At 40.3% G+C, this 14,930-nt stretch carries 14 protein-coding genes and 2 pseudogenes; 14 read left to right on the plus strand and 2 right to left on the minus strand.

Translation table 11 applies throughout. From position 1 onward, the window contains the following. Nucleotides 1-218 precede the first annotated feature (218 nt). The 6 genes and pseudogenes from ACTNBF_RS15245 (at nt 219) to ACTNBF_RS15270 (ending at nt 5,983) form a co-directional block, all read left to right on the plus strand. The gene (locus tag ACTNBF_RS15245; RefSeq protein WP_441089597.1) at nt 219-1,178 is read left to right on the plus strand and encodes a restriction endonuclease subunit S; all 960 of its coding nucleotides are present in this window, start codon (nt 219-221) and stop codon (nt 1,176-1,178) included. 108 nt (nt 1,179-1,286) lie between these two features. Further along, nucleotides 1,287-1,765 (plus strand): annotated as a pseudogene (locus ACTNBF_RS15250) (DUF3990 domain-containing protein). Further along, a complete protein-coding gene (locus ACTNBF_RS15255) occupies nt 1,762-2,007 on the plus strand; it encodes a hypothetical protein (RefSeq protein ID WP_441017517.1) in 246 nt (81 codons plus the stop codon). The pseudogene ACTNBF_RS15250 and the gene ACTNBF_RS15255 overlap by 4 nt, the downstream one beginning before the upstream one ends. Before the next feature lie 8 nt (nt 2,008-2,015). Further along, nucleotides 2,016-2,225, plus strand: coding sequence for a DUF3791 domain-containing protein (locus ACTNBF_RS15260; RefSeq protein ID WP_441017520.1), 210 nt, complete (start codon nt 2,016-2,018; stop codon nt 2,223-2,225). A gap of 24 nt (nt 2,226-2,249) precedes the next feature. After that, nucleotides 2,250-2,783 (plus strand): annotated as a pseudogene (locus ACTNBF_RS15265) (restriction endonuclease subunit S); the annotation flags it as partial. Between the two features lie 59 nt (nt 2,784-2,842). Then, nucleotides 2,843-5,983 (plus strand): type I restriction endonuclease subunit R, encoded by a 3,141-nt coding sequence (locus ACTNBF_RS15270; RefSeq protein ID WP_441089598.1) that lies wholly within the window; start codon nt 2,843-2,845, stop codon nt 5,981-5,983. A 72-nt stretch (nt 5,984-6,055) separates the two neighbouring features. Here ACTNBF_RS15270 and ACTNBF_RS15275 read toward each other — a convergent pair whose 3' ends face one another. Continuing rightward, nucleotides 6,056-6,982 carry a tyrosine-type recombinase/integrase gene (locus ACTNBF_RS15275; protein WP_427820046.1) on the minus strand — a complete coding sequence of 309 codons (927 nt, stop codon included), beginning with the start codon at nt 6,980-6,982 and terminating at the stop codon, nt 6,056-6,058. A 286-nt stretch (nt 6,983-7,268) separates the two neighbouring features. Between ACTNBF_RS15275 and udk the strand changes: the two genes are divergently transcribed. The 7 genes from udk to ACTNBF_RS15310 all read left to right on the plus strand — a co-directional run bounded on the left by udk (nt 7,269) and on the right by ACTNBF_RS15310 (nt 11,718). Then, entirely contained in the window at nt 7,269-7,886 is a 618-nt protein-coding gene (gene udk / locus ACTNBF_RS15280) for a uridine kinase (protein ID WP_427820045.1), read from the plus strand. Between the two features lie 156 nt (nt 7,887-8,042). Further along, nucleotides 8,043-8,339 (plus strand): STAS domain-containing protein, encoded by a 297-nt coding sequence (locus ACTNBF_RS15285; protein ID WP_441089599.1) that lies wholly within the window; start codon nt 8,043-8,045, stop codon nt 8,337-8,339. A 38-nt stretch (nt 8,340-8,377) separates the two neighbouring features. Next, on the plus strand, nt 8,378-8,806 hold the full coding sequence (locus ACTNBF_RS15290; RefSeq protein WP_427820043.1) for an ATP-binding protein: 429 nt from the start codon (nt 8,378-8,380) through the stop codon (nt 8,804-8,806). Between the two features lie 87 nt (nt 8,807-8,893). Next, nucleotides 8,894-9,067 carry a cation:dicarboxylate symporter family transporter gene (locus ACTNBF_RS15295; protein WP_441089600.1) on the plus strand — a complete coding sequence of 58 codons (174 nt, stop codon included), beginning with the start codon at nt 8,894-8,896 and terminating at the stop codon, nt 9,065-9,067. Nucleotides 9,068-9,088: 21 nt separating this feature from the next. Next, nucleotides 9,089-10,243: an anti-sigma factor antagonist gene (locus ACTNBF_RS15300; RefSeq protein WP_427820042.1), complete on the plus strand. Its 1,155-nt coding sequence runs from the start codon at nt 9,089-9,091 to the stop codon at nt 10,241-10,243. Beyond that, nucleotides 10,243-11,103 (plus strand): PHP domain-containing protein, encoded by an 861-nt coding sequence (locus tag ACTNBF_RS15305; RefSeq protein ID WP_441050094.1) that lies wholly within the window; start codon nt 10,243-10,245, stop codon nt 11,101-11,103. Before ACTNBF_RS15300 ends, ACTNBF_RS15305 begins: the two co-directional genes overlap by 1 nt. Before the next feature lie 243 nt (nt 11,104-11,346). Continuing rightward, the gene (locus ACTNBF_RS15310; protein ID WP_441017531.1) at nt 11,347-11,718 is read left to right on the plus strand and encodes an Hpt domain-containing protein; all 372 of its coding nucleotides are present in this window, start codon (nt 11,347-11,349) and stop codon (nt 11,716-11,718) included. A gap of 29 nt (nt 11,719-11,747) precedes the next feature. Here the strand turns inward: ACTNBF_RS15310 and ACTNBF_RS15315 are convergent, their stop codons facing one another. Further along, nucleotides 11,748-12,983, minus strand: a complete 1,236-nt coding sequence (locus ACTNBF_RS15315; protein WP_441089601.1) for a threonine/serine ThrE exporter family protein — start codon at nt 12,981-12,983, stop codon at nt 11,748-11,750. A 511-nt stretch (nt 12,984-13,494) separates the two neighbouring features. On the opposite strand from ACTNBF_RS15315, the gene ACTNBF_RS15320 reads away from it, so the two are divergent. After that, nucleotides 13,495-14,334, plus strand: a complete 840-nt coding sequence (locus ACTNBF_RS15320) for an alpha/beta hydrolase (RefSeq protein WP_441017533.1) — start codon at nt 13,495-13,497, stop codon at nt 14,332-14,334. Nucleotides 14,335-14,930: the final 596 nt, after the last annotated feature.

The following is a 14,930-nucleotide window of genomic DNA, read 5'->3' on the forward strand; positions in this document are numbered from 1 at the left end:
ACATTATACCAGAAAAAGGGAGGTCAATGCTCTTTTTATTTGCATTCTCCCATAAAATCAAGGTTTTTATTGAATTTTGGGACAAAAAAACAGGTAGTTTTTGACACTACCTAATTGCGCTAAGAGGACTAAATATCAAAAATGGACAACTTATTTTGGACGATGTTAAGTACATTGATGGTAGTAATTTTTCAAAGTTAAATAGAAGTAAACTGTATATGGATGACATCATGTTTACGTATGTTGGTACTGTTGGAGAAGTCGCTATTATTAAGGAAAATGACAGATTTTATTTAGCTCCAAATGTTTCAAGAATCAGAATACAAAGTGTTGATTCTCCGAAATTCATTAGCCATTACATGCGTACAGATAGCTTTTACAAATCAGTAATTTATCCTCTGATTGCGACATCATCTCAACCTGCTTTGAGTATGGAAAATATCCGGAAATTTGAAATCTGTTTACCTCGAAATCGCGAAGAACAAGATAGATTATCAGAGTGGTTTGATGAACTAGACCACCTTATCACCCTTCATCAGCGTAAGCTTTCAAAACTAAAAAATATAAAAAAATCTATGCTTGAAAAAATGTTTCCTCAAAATAGTGAGATGAGACCAGAAATTCGTTTCGCTGGATTTACTGATGATTGGGAACAGCGTAAGTTGGGAGAGATATGCCAAGTAACTATGGGGCAGTCTCCTGATGGTGCTACATATAGTGATGTACCGTCGGATTATATTCTTGTTCAGGGAAATGCCGACTTGAAAAACGGCTGGGTTTTTCCTCGTGTTTGGACAACACAGAAAACCAAAACAGCAGAAGTAGGAGACTTGATAATGAGCGTCCGTGCACCTGCCGGGGCAATGGGCAAAACCAACTATAATGTGGTCTTAGGTCGTGGTGTGGCAGGAATTAAAGGCAATGAATTTATCTATCAAACACTTGTGAAAATGGACGAGGACGGTTATTGGAAAAAACTTGCTGCCGGTTCAACGTTTGAATCAATAAACTCTGATGTGATTTCAAACGCTGAAATTGCAGTACCACAAGATGTAGATGAGCAAGAAAAACTCGGTGATTATTTCCGCAATCTCGACAACATTATCACCCTTCATCAGCGTAAATTGGAAAAATTGGGAAAAATAAAGAAAGCTATGCTTGAAAAAATGTTTGTTTAGAAAAAGAGGTATTTGAAGTGGGATACCATATCATTAAGTTATGGGTGGAAAAGAATATAGTATATGGTTTATTTAGTAGATAATAGCAAGCAAAGAAGGGAGTATATCATGATTTTATACCACGGAAGTAATGTGGAAGTAAATGATCCAAAACTGATTCCAACCAAAAGACTATTGGATTTTGGAGCTGGGTTTTATTTAACAAGTGATTTTGAAGAGGCAAAAAATGGGCTTTGCGTACGACAAGTAACCGTAAAATAGGAACACCGCTTGTATCAGTCTATGAGGTTGATGATGAAATGGCGGAAAAAGTGAGAGTCTTGATTTTTGAAGCTACAAATAAAGAGTGGCTCAGATATATTGCAGCAAATAGAACTGGTAAATTGTTGGATGAAGAATATGATATTGTAATCGGGCCTGTTGCAAACGACCAGACTATTCGAACTATAAATAACTATCTGAAAGGATATTTCCCTGAGGATGTTGCGATTCGTTTGCTTCTTCCTCAAAAACTAAAAGATCAATATGCTTTTCGAACAGAGAGAGCACTTAAATTATTGAAATTTGTGGAGGCGAAAAATGTATGAAGCGATTAGAACCGGAAATTATCGATTACTATAATGGTGAAGTTGTTCAGATGATTATTGATAAATACGGATATAGCCAAATGGATGCGTTAAGAGAATTTGTATTCTCAGAAACACATGAAATGTTGGAAAATGAAGAGAATGGCCTGACTTCCTTCGGAGCGGGAGCCATATTTGAAATGTGGGAAGCAGAGAAAATTACTGGGGATCCAAGAAATTCCATTTATATTAGAGGAGAGTAAGAAACGTTATGCCAGAAGAAATGAAATTTTTTATGTATCTTTTAGAATATTATGCATCCTATCGAGGGAAAAAAACTGGTGATGTCTTAAAAGAATGGGATGAGAAGGGGATTACTCAAGCTGTTTATGATAATTATTGGGGATATCATACAGAACGAATTGAAAATGCTTTTATAGATATCGACAGCTTGCTAGCTACAGGAAAACATGCATGGTAGAGTGGGAATTACGATTGGGAACAGCGTAAGTTGGGAGATGTAGGCTCTGTATCTATGTGCCGTCGTATTTTTAAGGAACAGACTTCTGAAAGTGGCGATATCCCTTTCTATAAAATTGGGACTTTTGGTGGTCAAGCTGACGCTTATATTTCAAGTGAGTTATTTGCTGAATATAGGTCAAAGTATCCTTACCCAAAAGAGGGTGATATTTTAATATCTGCTTCTGGTAGTATCGGTAGAACTGTTGAATTTACAGGCAAAAATGAGTATTATCAAGATTCCAATATCGTATGGTTAAGCCACGATGATAGGCTTGATAACGCATTTTTAAAATGTTTTTATTCTGTCGTAAAGTGGGCAGGGATTGAAGGTAGTACCATTAAAAGACTCTATAATGACAACATTTTGAATACGGTTATTTGTATGCCGTCAGTTGATGAGCAAAGGAAAATTGGGACATTTTTAAAAGAGCTCGACCACCTTATCACCCTTCATCAGCGTAAGCTTGAGAAGCTCAAAATGATTAAAAGACTACTGCTAGAAAAAATGTTTATTTAAACGGGCAAATTGGTAGAAATACAAATTCTGACAAATCACAAAAGATAGGATGTGAATAAATGAGTTACGACAGTGAAAGTAAGTTTGAAGCGGATCTCATTAGAACCCTCGTAGAAGAAAAAGGGTGGAGAGACGGTGTTCTGAAGTACAAGAACGAGAAAGAACTGCTTCAAAACTGGGCGAATATTATATATGAGAATAACAGAGCGGTAGATCGTCTTGGAGATTATCCGATGACAGCCGGAGAAATGCAGCAGATTATGGAGCAAATCAAAGCACTGCGAACACCACTCAAGTTAAATGGATTTATTAATGGTGGATATGTCCAGATTGTCAGAGATAATGAGAAGGATCAACACAATTTTGGTAAAATGATTTCTTTGAAAATATTTGATCGGAATGAAATTGCGGCTGGCAGGACACGATATCAGATTGCCGAACAGCCGATTTATAGCGCACGAAATGATATTTATCCAAACCGGCGTGGAGATTTTTGCCTGTTGATAAATGGGATGCCGCTGATTCATGTAGAGCTAAAGAAAAGTGGTGTGCCTGTATCGGAGGCGCAATACCAGATTCAGAAATATTTGCATGAAGGAGTGTTCACTGGAATTTTTTCGTTGGTTCAGATTTTCGTAGCTATGAACCCGGAGGAATGTGTATATTTTGCGAATCCCGGGCGCGCGGATAAATTCAGTGAGAAATTTTGTTTTCATTGGGCAGATCAGTATAATAATCCAATTAACGACTGGAGTACGATCGCGGAAAGGCTTCTTTCTATTCCAATGGCACATGAGTTGATCGGATATTATACGGTTGCAGATCAGACTGATAATACGCTGAAGGTTATGAGAAGTTATCAATATTATGCGGCCAGTAAGATATCTCGTCGTGTCAGTGAAATGAAATGGGATGACCAGAATATTTATGGTGGATATGTGTGGCATACTACGGGATCCGGTAAAACGATGACCAGTTTTAAGTCGGCTCAGTTGATCGCAAATTCCGGCGATGCTGATAAAGTGGTCTTCTTGATGGATCGGATTGAACTGGGAATACAATCTTTGCGGGAATATCGGGGATTTTCTGATGAAACTGATGACGTTCAGTCCACTGAAAATACGGTTGTATTATTGGGGAAATTGAAAAGTGATGCCGCGAAGGACACACTGATTGTTACGTCGATTCAGAAAATGAGCAGAATTACACCGGATGATAATGTGAATATCGCAGATATTGAAAAAATCAATCGAAAGAGGATTGTTTTTATCGTAGATGAATGTCATCGCAGTGTTTTTGGCGAAATGCTTTCGACGATTAAACACACCTTCCCAAGGGCAATCTTTATTGGATTTTCCGGTACACCTATCTTAGAAATCAATAAAAAGAAAGATACTACAACAGCAGATGTCTTTGGAAATGAACTGGAAGGTACCAGGTATACGGTGGCGGATGGGATGAGAGATGGCAATGTACTCGGTTTTGATACAATTCCGCAGCCTACATATAAAGACAAGAATTTGAGACTGGCGATAGCTTTGGATAAAGCAAAGGTCAGGAGCGAAGCAGAAGTTTTCGGGAATCCGGCGAAAGAAGCAATTTATAATCACTGGATGAATGAAGTCCCTATGGGGGCGCAATTGGGAGACAATGGGGAAGTATTAGAAAGTATTGAAGGGCAGCTGACAGATGCGCAGTATGACCGGGAGCAGCATCGAAAAGCAGTTGTAGATGATATTTTGGAAAATTGGATCAGCCAGAGTCATAATGGAAAATTCCATGCCATGTTAGCTACCAGCAGTATTCCAGAAGCGATCCAGTACTACAAAGAAATCAGGTCCAGAAATCGTGGCTTGAAAATTACCGCAGTATTCGATCCTCATGATGGGAATCATGAAGGATCCATTGAGAAAATCGATGGAATCAAAGAGATTCTGGAAGATTACAATCATGATTTCGGTGTGCGGTTCAATATTCCGGGATATGCGGCTTTTAAAAGAGATGTGTGTGCAAGACTGGCACACAAAGATGCTTATGTGGCTATTGAAAATGAGCCGGAGAAATGCCTGGATATTTTGATTGTTGTAGATCAGATGCTGACCGGGTATGATTCAAAGTGGCTGAATACTTTATATATGGATAAGTTCTATAAATGGTCAAATATTGAAATGATCATTCAGGCTTTTTCAAGAACTAACCGTGTGTTTACTGAGGATAAGCCGCATGGAATCATTCGTTACTACAGAAGACCGTATACCATGAAAAATGTGGTGGAATATGCATTTGAACAATATTCAGGGAATAAGCCATACGGAATCTTTGTGCCGAAATTGAAAGAAAATCTGGAAAGTATGAATCGATGTTTTGAAGAGATTAAAACTTTATTTGAATCTGCCGGTATTTCTGATTTTTACAAGCTCCCGGATGAAAAGGCGGAAAAACAGAAGTTTTCGAAATTATTCCGAGAACTCAATAAGCATCTGGAACCGGCTAAGGTACAGGGATTTGTATGGGAACAGACTTCTTATGAAATTGAACAACCGGGTGGAGTGAAAGAAATGGTTTGTCTGGAATTTGATCAGCAGACATTTGAAATATTGCTTGCGCGTTACAAAGAGCTGAGAAGACCAGGCCCTGATGGAGGCGGTGAAGAGGAAGCGTATGATATTGAACCCTATTTGATGGCACTTTCTACAGAAAAGATTGATTCGGATTATATGGACAGCAGGTTCAAGAAATATGTGAAGATGTTAAATGAGAATGCCGATGAAGAGACCATTCATAATATGCTCAATGAATTGCATCGTTCCTTTGCAAGTCTTACACAGGAAGAGCAGAAGTTTGCTAATATTCTGCTGAAGGATATCCAGAATCATGAATTGATTGTCAGTGAAGATAAAAGTGTCCGGGATTATATAGTAGAATATCAAATTCGTGCGAAAAGTGATCAGATTCATAATTTTGCCTCCAGATTGGGAATTTATGAACAGAAATTACGCCAGTTGATGGGAAAACATGTGACTGAAAATGATATGAATGCATTTGGTCAATATGACGATCTGATTCAGAGCGTTGATATTACGATTGCAAAACAATATTTTGATGAAAAAGAAGGAAGTAATGTGCCGAAAAGAAAGGTTCGGGCAAAGTTAGATGAACTTCTGAGAAAATTCATACTGGAAGATGGATTCGATATCTAGAGAATGATAAGAAGGCGATATCAAGAGAGATATTGCCTTCTTATCTATTTTGACGTGTATCATTATTTCCTTTTAGCTAAGGCTGGATAGAGACCTCATAATGAGATCGATATCTTTGTTTTCGAGTTCCTGAATGATATGCAGATAAGTCTTCTGGGTGGTCGTCATACTAGAGTGACCTAATCTCCTGGCTACACTGGCGATGGAAACTCCGGCGAAAAGAAGGAGTGAAGCATGAGTATGCCGAAGTCCGTGGATGGAAATCACAGGGATATTCACGGCTTTACAGTGACGGGCAAGAATATCATTTACGGTCGAGTTGTAAACGGTATTTTTTACAAAAATGGGCTGATCTTCAGGAAGCCCTTTTAGAAGACCTGCAAATTGAATGACCGTCTGCCAATCCAACTGGATTTTGCGTACGGAGGAGCTGTTTTTAGTCGGAGAAAAGCCACCATTTCCTTTATAATTCCATGTTTTTGAAATAGAGAGAATCTGGTGGGAAAGATCGAAATCTTTTGGAGTCAGAGCCAGGGCTTCTGAAAATCGCATGCCAGTTTTGGCAACCAAAAGAATGAACCAATCCCAGCTGACTTCCTGCTCCAGAGTCAGATCAGCGAGCAGTTTCTGTAGTTCGAACTGATTCAGGTATTTAGGTTTTTTATCCCGTGGCTGCTTACCTTTGATGATTGCTTTACGTGTAGGATCCCGTTCAATTAAACCTTCATCAACTGCATCCAGTATGGCGCATTTGAGGTGATGGTGAAAATCCATAGTAGTTTGTCGCTCGTGTTCTGCAGCGTAATCGTTGAGAAGCTTTTGGTAGGCAATCCGGGTCAGGTCGGTAATGCGAAGTTCTGGGACGAGTTTTTCCACCCACTGATGTGCCATGGAATACTTCTCCATGGTGACGGGACGTATGGCTCCTTCTTTATATGTTGTGATCCATTGTTTATAATAATCACAGAACAGGATATCAGGTGCTATTGTTGTGGACATTTTAGTAACCTCCTTTGTTTTGTATGAATGATACACGACAAAAACTATAACTATCATTATAGTAGCACTTCAATTGCTGCCAGACTGCCGTGCTGTATGAAATGGATGTTTTATGATTTAGCGATGAAAGCAATGATTCATATCTTGCAAACGTATGATTTTTAAATGCACCCCAGATTCGTTGAAACCAAGGCTAAATCATGATAAACTGGAAACAGAAGCTATACAAAATCGATATCTTTACAACAAAAATCCGATTAAAATGGAAAGGACGGGAGAAAATGAAATGAGTGAAAATATGATTATCGGAATTGCGGGCGGATCCGGGAGCGGGAAAACCACATTGACCAATCAGATCGCAGCAAGATTTGCGGAAAGTGTAACGATTATTAAACATGATAATTATTACAAAGCACATGATGATATGGATTACGACGAGAGAAGCCGTCTGAATTACGATCATCCGAATGCATTTGATACGGAACTCATGATCCGCCATCTGAAAGCATTGAAACAAGGTGAGAGCATTGAATGTCCACTTTATGATTATACGATCCATAATCGCAGCAAAGACACGATCCGGATCGTGCCGAACCGTGTGATTATTGTGGAAGGTATCCTGATTTTTGAAAATAAAGAATTGTGTGAGCTTATGGATATGCGGATTTTTATTGATACAGACGCGGATGTCAGGATTATCCGAAGAATACAGAGAGATGTTATGGAACGGGCAAGAAGTCTGGAATCCGTTATTAATCAGTATATTGAGACGGTCAAACCAATGCACGAACAGTATGTGGAGCCGAGTAAAAAGAATGCCAATGTGATCGTGCCGGAGGGCGGCTACAATCAGGCAGCGATGGAAATGATTTTCAATCATATTAAAACATATTTGCAGTCATAAAAGCAAAAACGATACGCTGGAAGACACAGACGATGCCGGGAAGTTCGCATTTGTAGACAAAAATCATTGATACACGGTAGGGGAAATGCTAAAATGTAATTGCTTAGGTGCATTGTGTACCGCAGAACGGAAAAAGAATTTAGGAGGATCAAGATTATGAATATCAACAAAAACGAGGAAGACGCCAAAATGACGATTGCGCTGGAAGGCAGACTGGATACGACAACTGCACCGCTTCTGGAAGGAGAACTGAAGGATTCTCTTGCAGACATTACGGAACTTGTTTTTGATTTTTCCAAGCTTGAATATATCTCATCAGCAGGTCTTCGTGTACTTCTTGTGGCGCAGAAAGCTATGAATAAACAGGGCAGTATGGTATTCAGAAATGTGAATGATGTGATCATGGAAGTGTTTGAGGTGACTGGTTTTTCAGATATTCTGACGATTGAATAAGAAAAAGGAACGGGAGACGAAGAACAGGAGGTGTCAGGATGAAGCAGATGGGGACAGCAAAAGAGCTTACAGTTGAGGCAACAGTGGATAATCTGAATAAAGTGACATCATTTGTAGAGGAAGCTCTGGAAGAAAGCGGCTGCCCGATGAAAGCACAGATGCAGATCAATATTGCGATTGATGAGATTTTCAGCAACATCTCTTATTATGCTTATCAACCCAATACGGGTGATGTGACGGTACAATTGGAAATTTCTGAGGAGCCTGCAGAAGTGACGATTACATTTATTGACCAGGGCATTCCTTACGATCCCCTTTCACAGGAAGAACCGGATACAACACTCTCGGCGGATGAAAGAAAAATAGGTGGACTCGGAATCTTTATGGTGAAAAAGAGTATGGATGATCTTTCATATGAGTACAAAGATGGAAAGAATATTTTGAAAATGAAGAAAGCATTTAGATAGAAGACTAGTAGAAAATGATGATACTGAATGATAAGAATAACCTTGGTCAAGCATTGAATTACATTGTTACGTGCCTGTCACAATTTGATGCTTACTCAGATCGGTGTGCCGGCTGAAGCACTGAGCCTGATTATGGGAATCGATTCGCTGATGGGAATGTTCCGGACGGCAGTGAATTCGACTGGAGACGTGGCGGTAGCCCTCATTGTTGCAAAAACGGAAAAAATGCTGAATATAGAGAAATACAATCAAATAGAATAAAGTGAAATGGAGGTAATTCATATGGGCAATGTTACTATTACACGGGAGAACGAGAAAACGGTGATTCATTTAAGCGGCAGAATTGATTCTTCCAATGCACCTCAGGTTGAAGAAGAAATGATGAAAGCTGAGAATGGCGTTCCTGTAATGATCGATCTCGAAAATCTCGAGTATCTTTCCAGTGCCGGTCTCCGTGTGATCTTAAGACTGCGTAAAAATCATCCTGAACTGGAGCTGAAGAATGCATCCACCGAAGTATATGAGATTCTGGATATGACCGGATTTACTTCCATGATGCCGGTTTCCCGTGCATACCGCAGAGTGTCTGTGGAAGGATGTGAAGTGATAGGTCAGGGCGCAAATGGTAAAGTATACCGCATTGATCCGGATACCGTAGTTAAGGTATATCTGAATCCGGATTCCCTGGCAGACATTGAACATGAGCGTGATGTCGCACGAAAAGCACTGGTCCTCGGTATTCCGACTGCAATTTCTTATGACGTCGTAAAGGTCGATGACCATTATGCATCTATGTTCGAACTGCTAAATGCGAAATCATTTTCAAAGCTTTTAGCGGAAACGCCTGAAAATATCGATGAATATGCAAAAATGTATATTGACCTTTTGAAATTGATCCATTCCACAGAAGTTCCTGCGGGACAGCTCCCGGATCAGCGGGAGATCGCAATTGGATGGACGGAATTCTTGAAGGATCATCTTCCGAAAGAGGTATATGAAAAACTCCATAAAATGATGCTGGAGATTCCGCATGATGACCATATGATTCATGGTGACTATCACACCAAGAATATTATGCTTCAAAATGATGAAGTGATCCTGATCGATATGGATACACTTGCAATCGGTCATCCGGTTCTGGAAATGGGGTCTATGTATAATGCATATATCGGATTCAATATGCTGGATAAGAACAATGTGCTGTCATTCCTTGGTTTCCCATATGAGGTTGCGGAAGCATTCTGGCAGAAGAGCCTTGCACTTTACTATGGAACCGATGATAAGGAAGTCCTGAAAGACAAAGAAAATAAAGCGAAAGTTGTAGGATTGATCCGATTACTGCGCCGTACCATTCGCAGAAACGGAAGCCCGGAACTGATTGAGATCTACAGAAATGAACTTTGCAAACTGGCAGAACAGGTGGATACACTGATATAATGAATCGTAATAAGAATTTTAAAAACCCGGATCTGCATATGCATTCAATCTATTCTGACGGAACGGATACACCTGCTGCCTTGCTTAAAAAAGTAAAGGCGGCAGGAATCGATCTTTTCTCTCTGACCGATCACGATTCCTGCGATGGATGTGCGGAGATGCAGAAAGTATTGCAGCCAGATGATCCGGCATTTATTTACGGTGTGGAATTTTCCTGCCGTGACAACAAAGGGAAATATCACATCCTCGGGTACGGATATGACCCGGAGAAATCTTCCATTCTCGAAGCTGTACAGATTACTCATTCAGCCCGGATGGATAAAGCGAAAAACCGGCTCAGGTTTCTTGAAGAGAATTATGGCTTTGCATTTTCGGAAGAAGAACAGAATGAATTTTTGGCGCTGGAGAACCCCGGGAAGCCGCATCTTGCGAAAATGATGCTTGCAAGAGGATATGCCGCAGATAAGGCTGAGGCATTCCGGATTCTGGGCGGATACCATGGAAAGGAAAGGTATCTGTCTCCTGAGGAGGCGATCGATGCCATTTTATTCGCAGACGGAATTCCGGTGCTTGCGCATGGAATCCTGGCAGACGGGTCCAAAGTGCTTACAGAAGAAGCTACCGAGGAACGGATTTCCAGACTCAAAGCCAATGGCCTTATGGGGTTGGAATGCTATTATTCGGGATTCACCGAATTACAAAAGAGTAGCATGCTGAAATTTGCAGAAATTTACAATTTATTTGTCACCGCAGGAAGTGATTACCATGGCGCAAATAAAACTGTAAAACTCGGAAATACGAATCAACCATCGCCGGAAGTGATGCAAAGATTTTATAAGGCACTCTCCAGATTATTATAGTTTCATGTGTTAAGAAAGTTTTAGCATAGGGAGTTAGAAAATATGGTATCTGCATTGCATGACATCGGTAAGATAATTGTTCGGATGAGATCCTGTATGGGGAATGCGGCGCATTTAATCCATTGCTTTTGGTATGTCTGATGGAAGTGGAAGATAAATTAAAAAACAAAATGCAGCTGGAAACGATTGATCCGCTGGAGACGGTAGGAAAAGCGGTGGAATAAATCCGGCAAAAAGGAGAAAATGATGACAATTCAAGAATGCTATCAGAAGATAGGCGGAGACTATGAAGCTGTTCTCAAAAGATTGATGAGCCCGAATCTTGTGCGTAAGTTTATAGGCAAATTTTTAGAAGATGACAGTTATCAAAAATTATGTGAAGAAATGGATGCAGGAAATCGGGAAGAGGCCTTCCGTGCGGCACATACACTGAAGGGCGTATGTAGAAATCTTGGGATTGAGCGGCTTGCAGGTTCTGCGGAAATAATTACAGAAGTACTGCGTAAAGAGCAGGAGACCGTTCCGGAAGAAGCGGCTGCACTTCTGGAAGATGTCAAAAAAGATTATCAGGAGGCAGCCGAGGCGATTCGTACTTATATCGCAAGTGAAACGTAAGGAGCCAATCCGGATATCTGCACTGGATTCTAGGAATGTTTTCCGATATGGTAATCCCGATTCAATGCAGTCATAAGATATCTTGAAGCAACATCAACGATTAAGAATCCTAAGGCAATGGCAAGGCAGGTCGTGAGCAGCGAATTTGTCTTGACCATTGCCATTTCTTTATTTCCACTCACATATCCATACATCATATAGTACAGAGCAGATCCCGGAATTAAGGGAAGCACGGATGCGGTGAGGAAAATCGTAGAAGGTGCCTTGTTGATCCGGGACATGGCAAATGCATAGAAACCGACAAACACGGCGGCTGTCAGTGTGGCCAGGAAATTGCTGGGGTTAAAGTGGTACACCAGCAGATAAATTCCCCAGGTCAAAAAAGCGCCGACGCTGGAAAAAAGCACCTGTCTGCCACGAATTTTGAAACACAGTGCGAAACCGGTACATCCGATCGTGCAGGAAATAAGCTGAATCAGAATATTCGTATTCAGCGCTGCTCCTTCGGAAGAAACTTCATTCAGAAGAAGCATGGCAAGTGCAATTCCGAATGCGATACCCGTAGCGCCAAGAAAAGAATTCAAGATGTTGATCAGACCGGAAATAAAGTCCCGCTGCAGGAGATCACGGATTCCATTCGTTGTTCCTATTGCGCTGATGAGAAGCATGACCATCCCCAGCATGATTCGTTCCGGATGGACGCCGATACCCAGCCGGACCAGAACGACGATCAATACTTCCGATAAGAAAGAGAGAATCATATTATAGATCAGCAAATTGCTCTCTCTTTTACTGAGCCAGTTTCCGGCGATGACAAGCATCACAGACGCAATCGCAGCTACAACTGCGTCAGTAAATCCGCACCCGAAAAAAACAGCAAATCCGGTTCCGCCCATCACAGTAGCAACATACTGGATCGCGGGATGCTGCGGAATGCGGTTCATGGTGTCAAGATACTTCTGATGCAGTTCCTTCTCATTCGGCGTGTGCGCACAGACATATCTTGATAGCTTATTCAAATGGTGAAGCAGATCAAAATCAGTACTAACCGTCTCAATATGGCGGATCTGAGTAAGAATCTCCCCATCCGGCGTCTCAATAGTAATCTGAATGTTGCTTGGTATTACGAATACATCATACCGTGTAAAGCCGTAACTCCTGCACATTCGATAGAGACTGTCTTCAATTCGAAAATTCTCGGCACCACTTTTTAACATTGCCTCTCCAATGTCAAGGATACCTTGTAAAATTTTTGTATAATTCATATATGAGTCCTCGTGGCCGGGGGACGGGTTCGTAGTCACTCATTCTGAGTGACGCGAACCCGCCCGCGGACTGTTTTAATTTATAATCTATGAATTTTATTATACGTTCTATGAGGCTTTATTTCTAGTCCGAATTACAGAATTTGACGATGAAACTGTCTGAGCGGATATGGAATACAGAAATAATGTCTTAGAATGTGTATCATGAAATCATTGCACAGAGGAAAGATATTATATATATGTTTGATGGGAATTGATATTATATTGAAGATTATTCTCGGAATTTAGTGACGATTTCGGAAGTGCTTGTGGATAATAGTAATCACTAAACGGTAGATAGTACGTACCTTTACAAAGCTTGAGCAATCCTATATGATAGAGATAGATTCGCTCCAACCATATTTCATATCTTCTTTATCGGGATTTAGGTGAATAGGAATAGAGTGTCCGTGTCTTGAGAAGATATGAGAAAATGTAAAATCGAAAGAGGATGGAACAAGGTAGGAAAAAGATGAATAGGGAAGAATTTGTAAGAGCAATAAAATATGTAAAAGGAAAGACAGATAAGGTACTTCCTGTTACGCCACAGCAAGTCTGGATTCGCGCAGAACTCGCGGAAAAATTTGCAGGGGAGAAATACGGAGTTCGGCTTTGGGGAAGGATTTATAAGCAAAAAGAACCTTCTGGGAAGTGGGCTATCATTTTGCATCCGAATCAGTTAGATGGCAGCATCATAACTAATAACATAGGCTATATCTATTATGAGCTTGGCTATCATATTTTGGCACCGGATCTGCGCGGATTCGGGAAAAGCGAAGGACGTGTGGCGATGGGGTTCCTGGAAAGTCTGGATGTCTATGACTGGCTGAAAAAGCTCCATGCTGATTATAAAGTAGAGCAAGTGATCGTACATGGATTATCTTTAGGAGGAGCGACAGTTAACTATCTCTCCGGGCTTGATACATTTATGGAAAATGGACCGTTGAAAGTGGGGAAATTACAGGCCCTTCCCGAGTTACATGTTACAAGACTCATCGTAGACAGCAGCTATGTAGGAATGAAACAGTTCGCGTGTAAATCATTTTTCATCTGGAGCGGAATTGGACTGACAAAGGATAATTTTGATTATTACGGTGATGCGTCAGAGAGCCTTCGGCATTCAAAAACTCCGATGATGATTATACATGGAAAGAAAGATTACTTTGTAAAGATGAAAAATGCAGATCGGATTGAGGAATGTGTGAATGCAGATTGTAGAAGGTGGAATGTAGAAGGAGAAGGACATGTTTTTGTACTGCTGGGGAGAAAGACGGGAGAATACCGGGATAGAATAAGAGAATTTTTGGAGTGACCTCCACTTTTTATTAATAATGCAGAATACAAAGAATAATTGTGCTATAATCGGCTCATAGGCAGGTGGTTTTGAGGAGCTCCTGAATCATATGTAAAGATTCATGTGATTGTCGAAAATCATTTCTATGAATGGAAATTGTAATACTGTATGTGCTGCAATTTCCGATTATTGTAACAATGTCAAGCCGATTCAGGCAAATATCAATGAATTATGCAGGGAAATTCTAAGTGGCTATGGGACGGGGTGTAGTTACTATATTTCAAAGAAGGGAGAGTAATATACCCAGAACAAGAAGAATAATAAGCCCAATTGATACGTATCACATTATGCTACGAGGTGTGAATCACCAATAAATCTTTGAAGAAGATTCGTGACCATGAACCCATCCCCGATGCACTCCTAAAATTCAAACAAATGATAGCAAATTTTCTTGAATAAATTGCGTGCATAGTATATTATGATGCTGGGGTCAAAAGGTATTTCCAACTAATTAAATAACTACTATTGATGAAAGACATATGGTATAATCATCTTATCAAATAAAGGTGGTTTGCATATGTCTTTTAAAACAAATGATGTAGAACAGTTATCTC

This window comes from Bariatricus sp. HCP28S3_A4 (genome assembly GCF_052066395.1).
Classification (GTDB): Bacteria; Bacillota; Clostridia; order Lachnospirales; family Lachnospiraceae; genus Allocoprococcus.

Coding starts and splice junctions, on each gene's coding strand:
- ACTNBF_RS15245 (WP_441089597.1), top strand. CDS start 219: ATGGATGACATCATGTTTACGTATGTTGGTACTGTTGGAGAAGTCGCT.
- ACTNBF_RS15255 (WP_441017517.1), top strand. CDS start 1,762: ATGAAGCGATTAGAACCGGAAATTATCGATTACTATAATGGTGAAGTT.
- ACTNBF_RS15260 (WP_441017520.1), top strand. CDS start 2,016: ATGCCAGAAGAAATGAAATTTTTTATGTATCTTTTAGAATATTATGCA.
- ACTNBF_RS15270 (WP_441089598.1), top strand. CDS start 2,843: ATGAGTTACGACAGTGAAAGTAAGTTTGAAGCGGATCTCATTAGAACC.
- ACTNBF_RS15275 (WP_427820046.1), bottom strand. CDS start 6,982: ATGTCCACAACAATAGCACCTGATATCCTGTTCTGTGATTATTATAAA.
- udk (WP_427820045.1), top strand. CDS start 7,269: ATGAGTGAAAATATGATTATCGGAATTGCGGGCGGATCCGGGAGCGGG.
- ACTNBF_RS15285 (WP_441089599.1), top strand. CDS start 8,043: ATGAATATCAACAAAAACGAGGAAGACGCCAAAATGACGATTGCGCTG.
- ACTNBF_RS15290 (WP_427820043.1), top strand. CDS start 8,378: ATGAAGCAGATGGGGACAGCAAAAGAGCTTACAGTTGAGGCAACAGTG.
- ACTNBF_RS15295 (WP_441089600.1), top strand. CDS start 8,894: ATGCTTACTCAGATCGGTGTGCCGGCTGAAGCACTGAGCCTGATTATG.
- ACTNBF_RS15300 (WP_427820042.1), top strand. CDS start 9,089: ATGGGCAATGTTACTATTACACGGGAGAACGAGAAAACGGTGATTCAT.
- ACTNBF_RS15305 (WP_441050094.1), top strand. CDS start 10,243: ATGAATCGTAATAAGAATTTTAAAAACCCGGATCTGCATATGCATTCA.
- ACTNBF_RS15310 (WP_441017531.1), top strand. CDS start 11,347: ATGATGACAATTCAAGAATGCTATCAGAAGATAGGCGGAGACTATGAA.
- ACTNBF_RS15315 (WP_441089601.1), bottom strand. CDS start 12,983: ATGAATTATACAAAAATTTTACAAGGTATCCTTGACATTGGAGAGGCA.
- ACTNBF_RS15320 (WP_441017533.1), top strand. CDS start 13,495: ATGAATAGGGAAGAATTTGTAAGAGCAATAAAATATGTAAAAGGAAAG.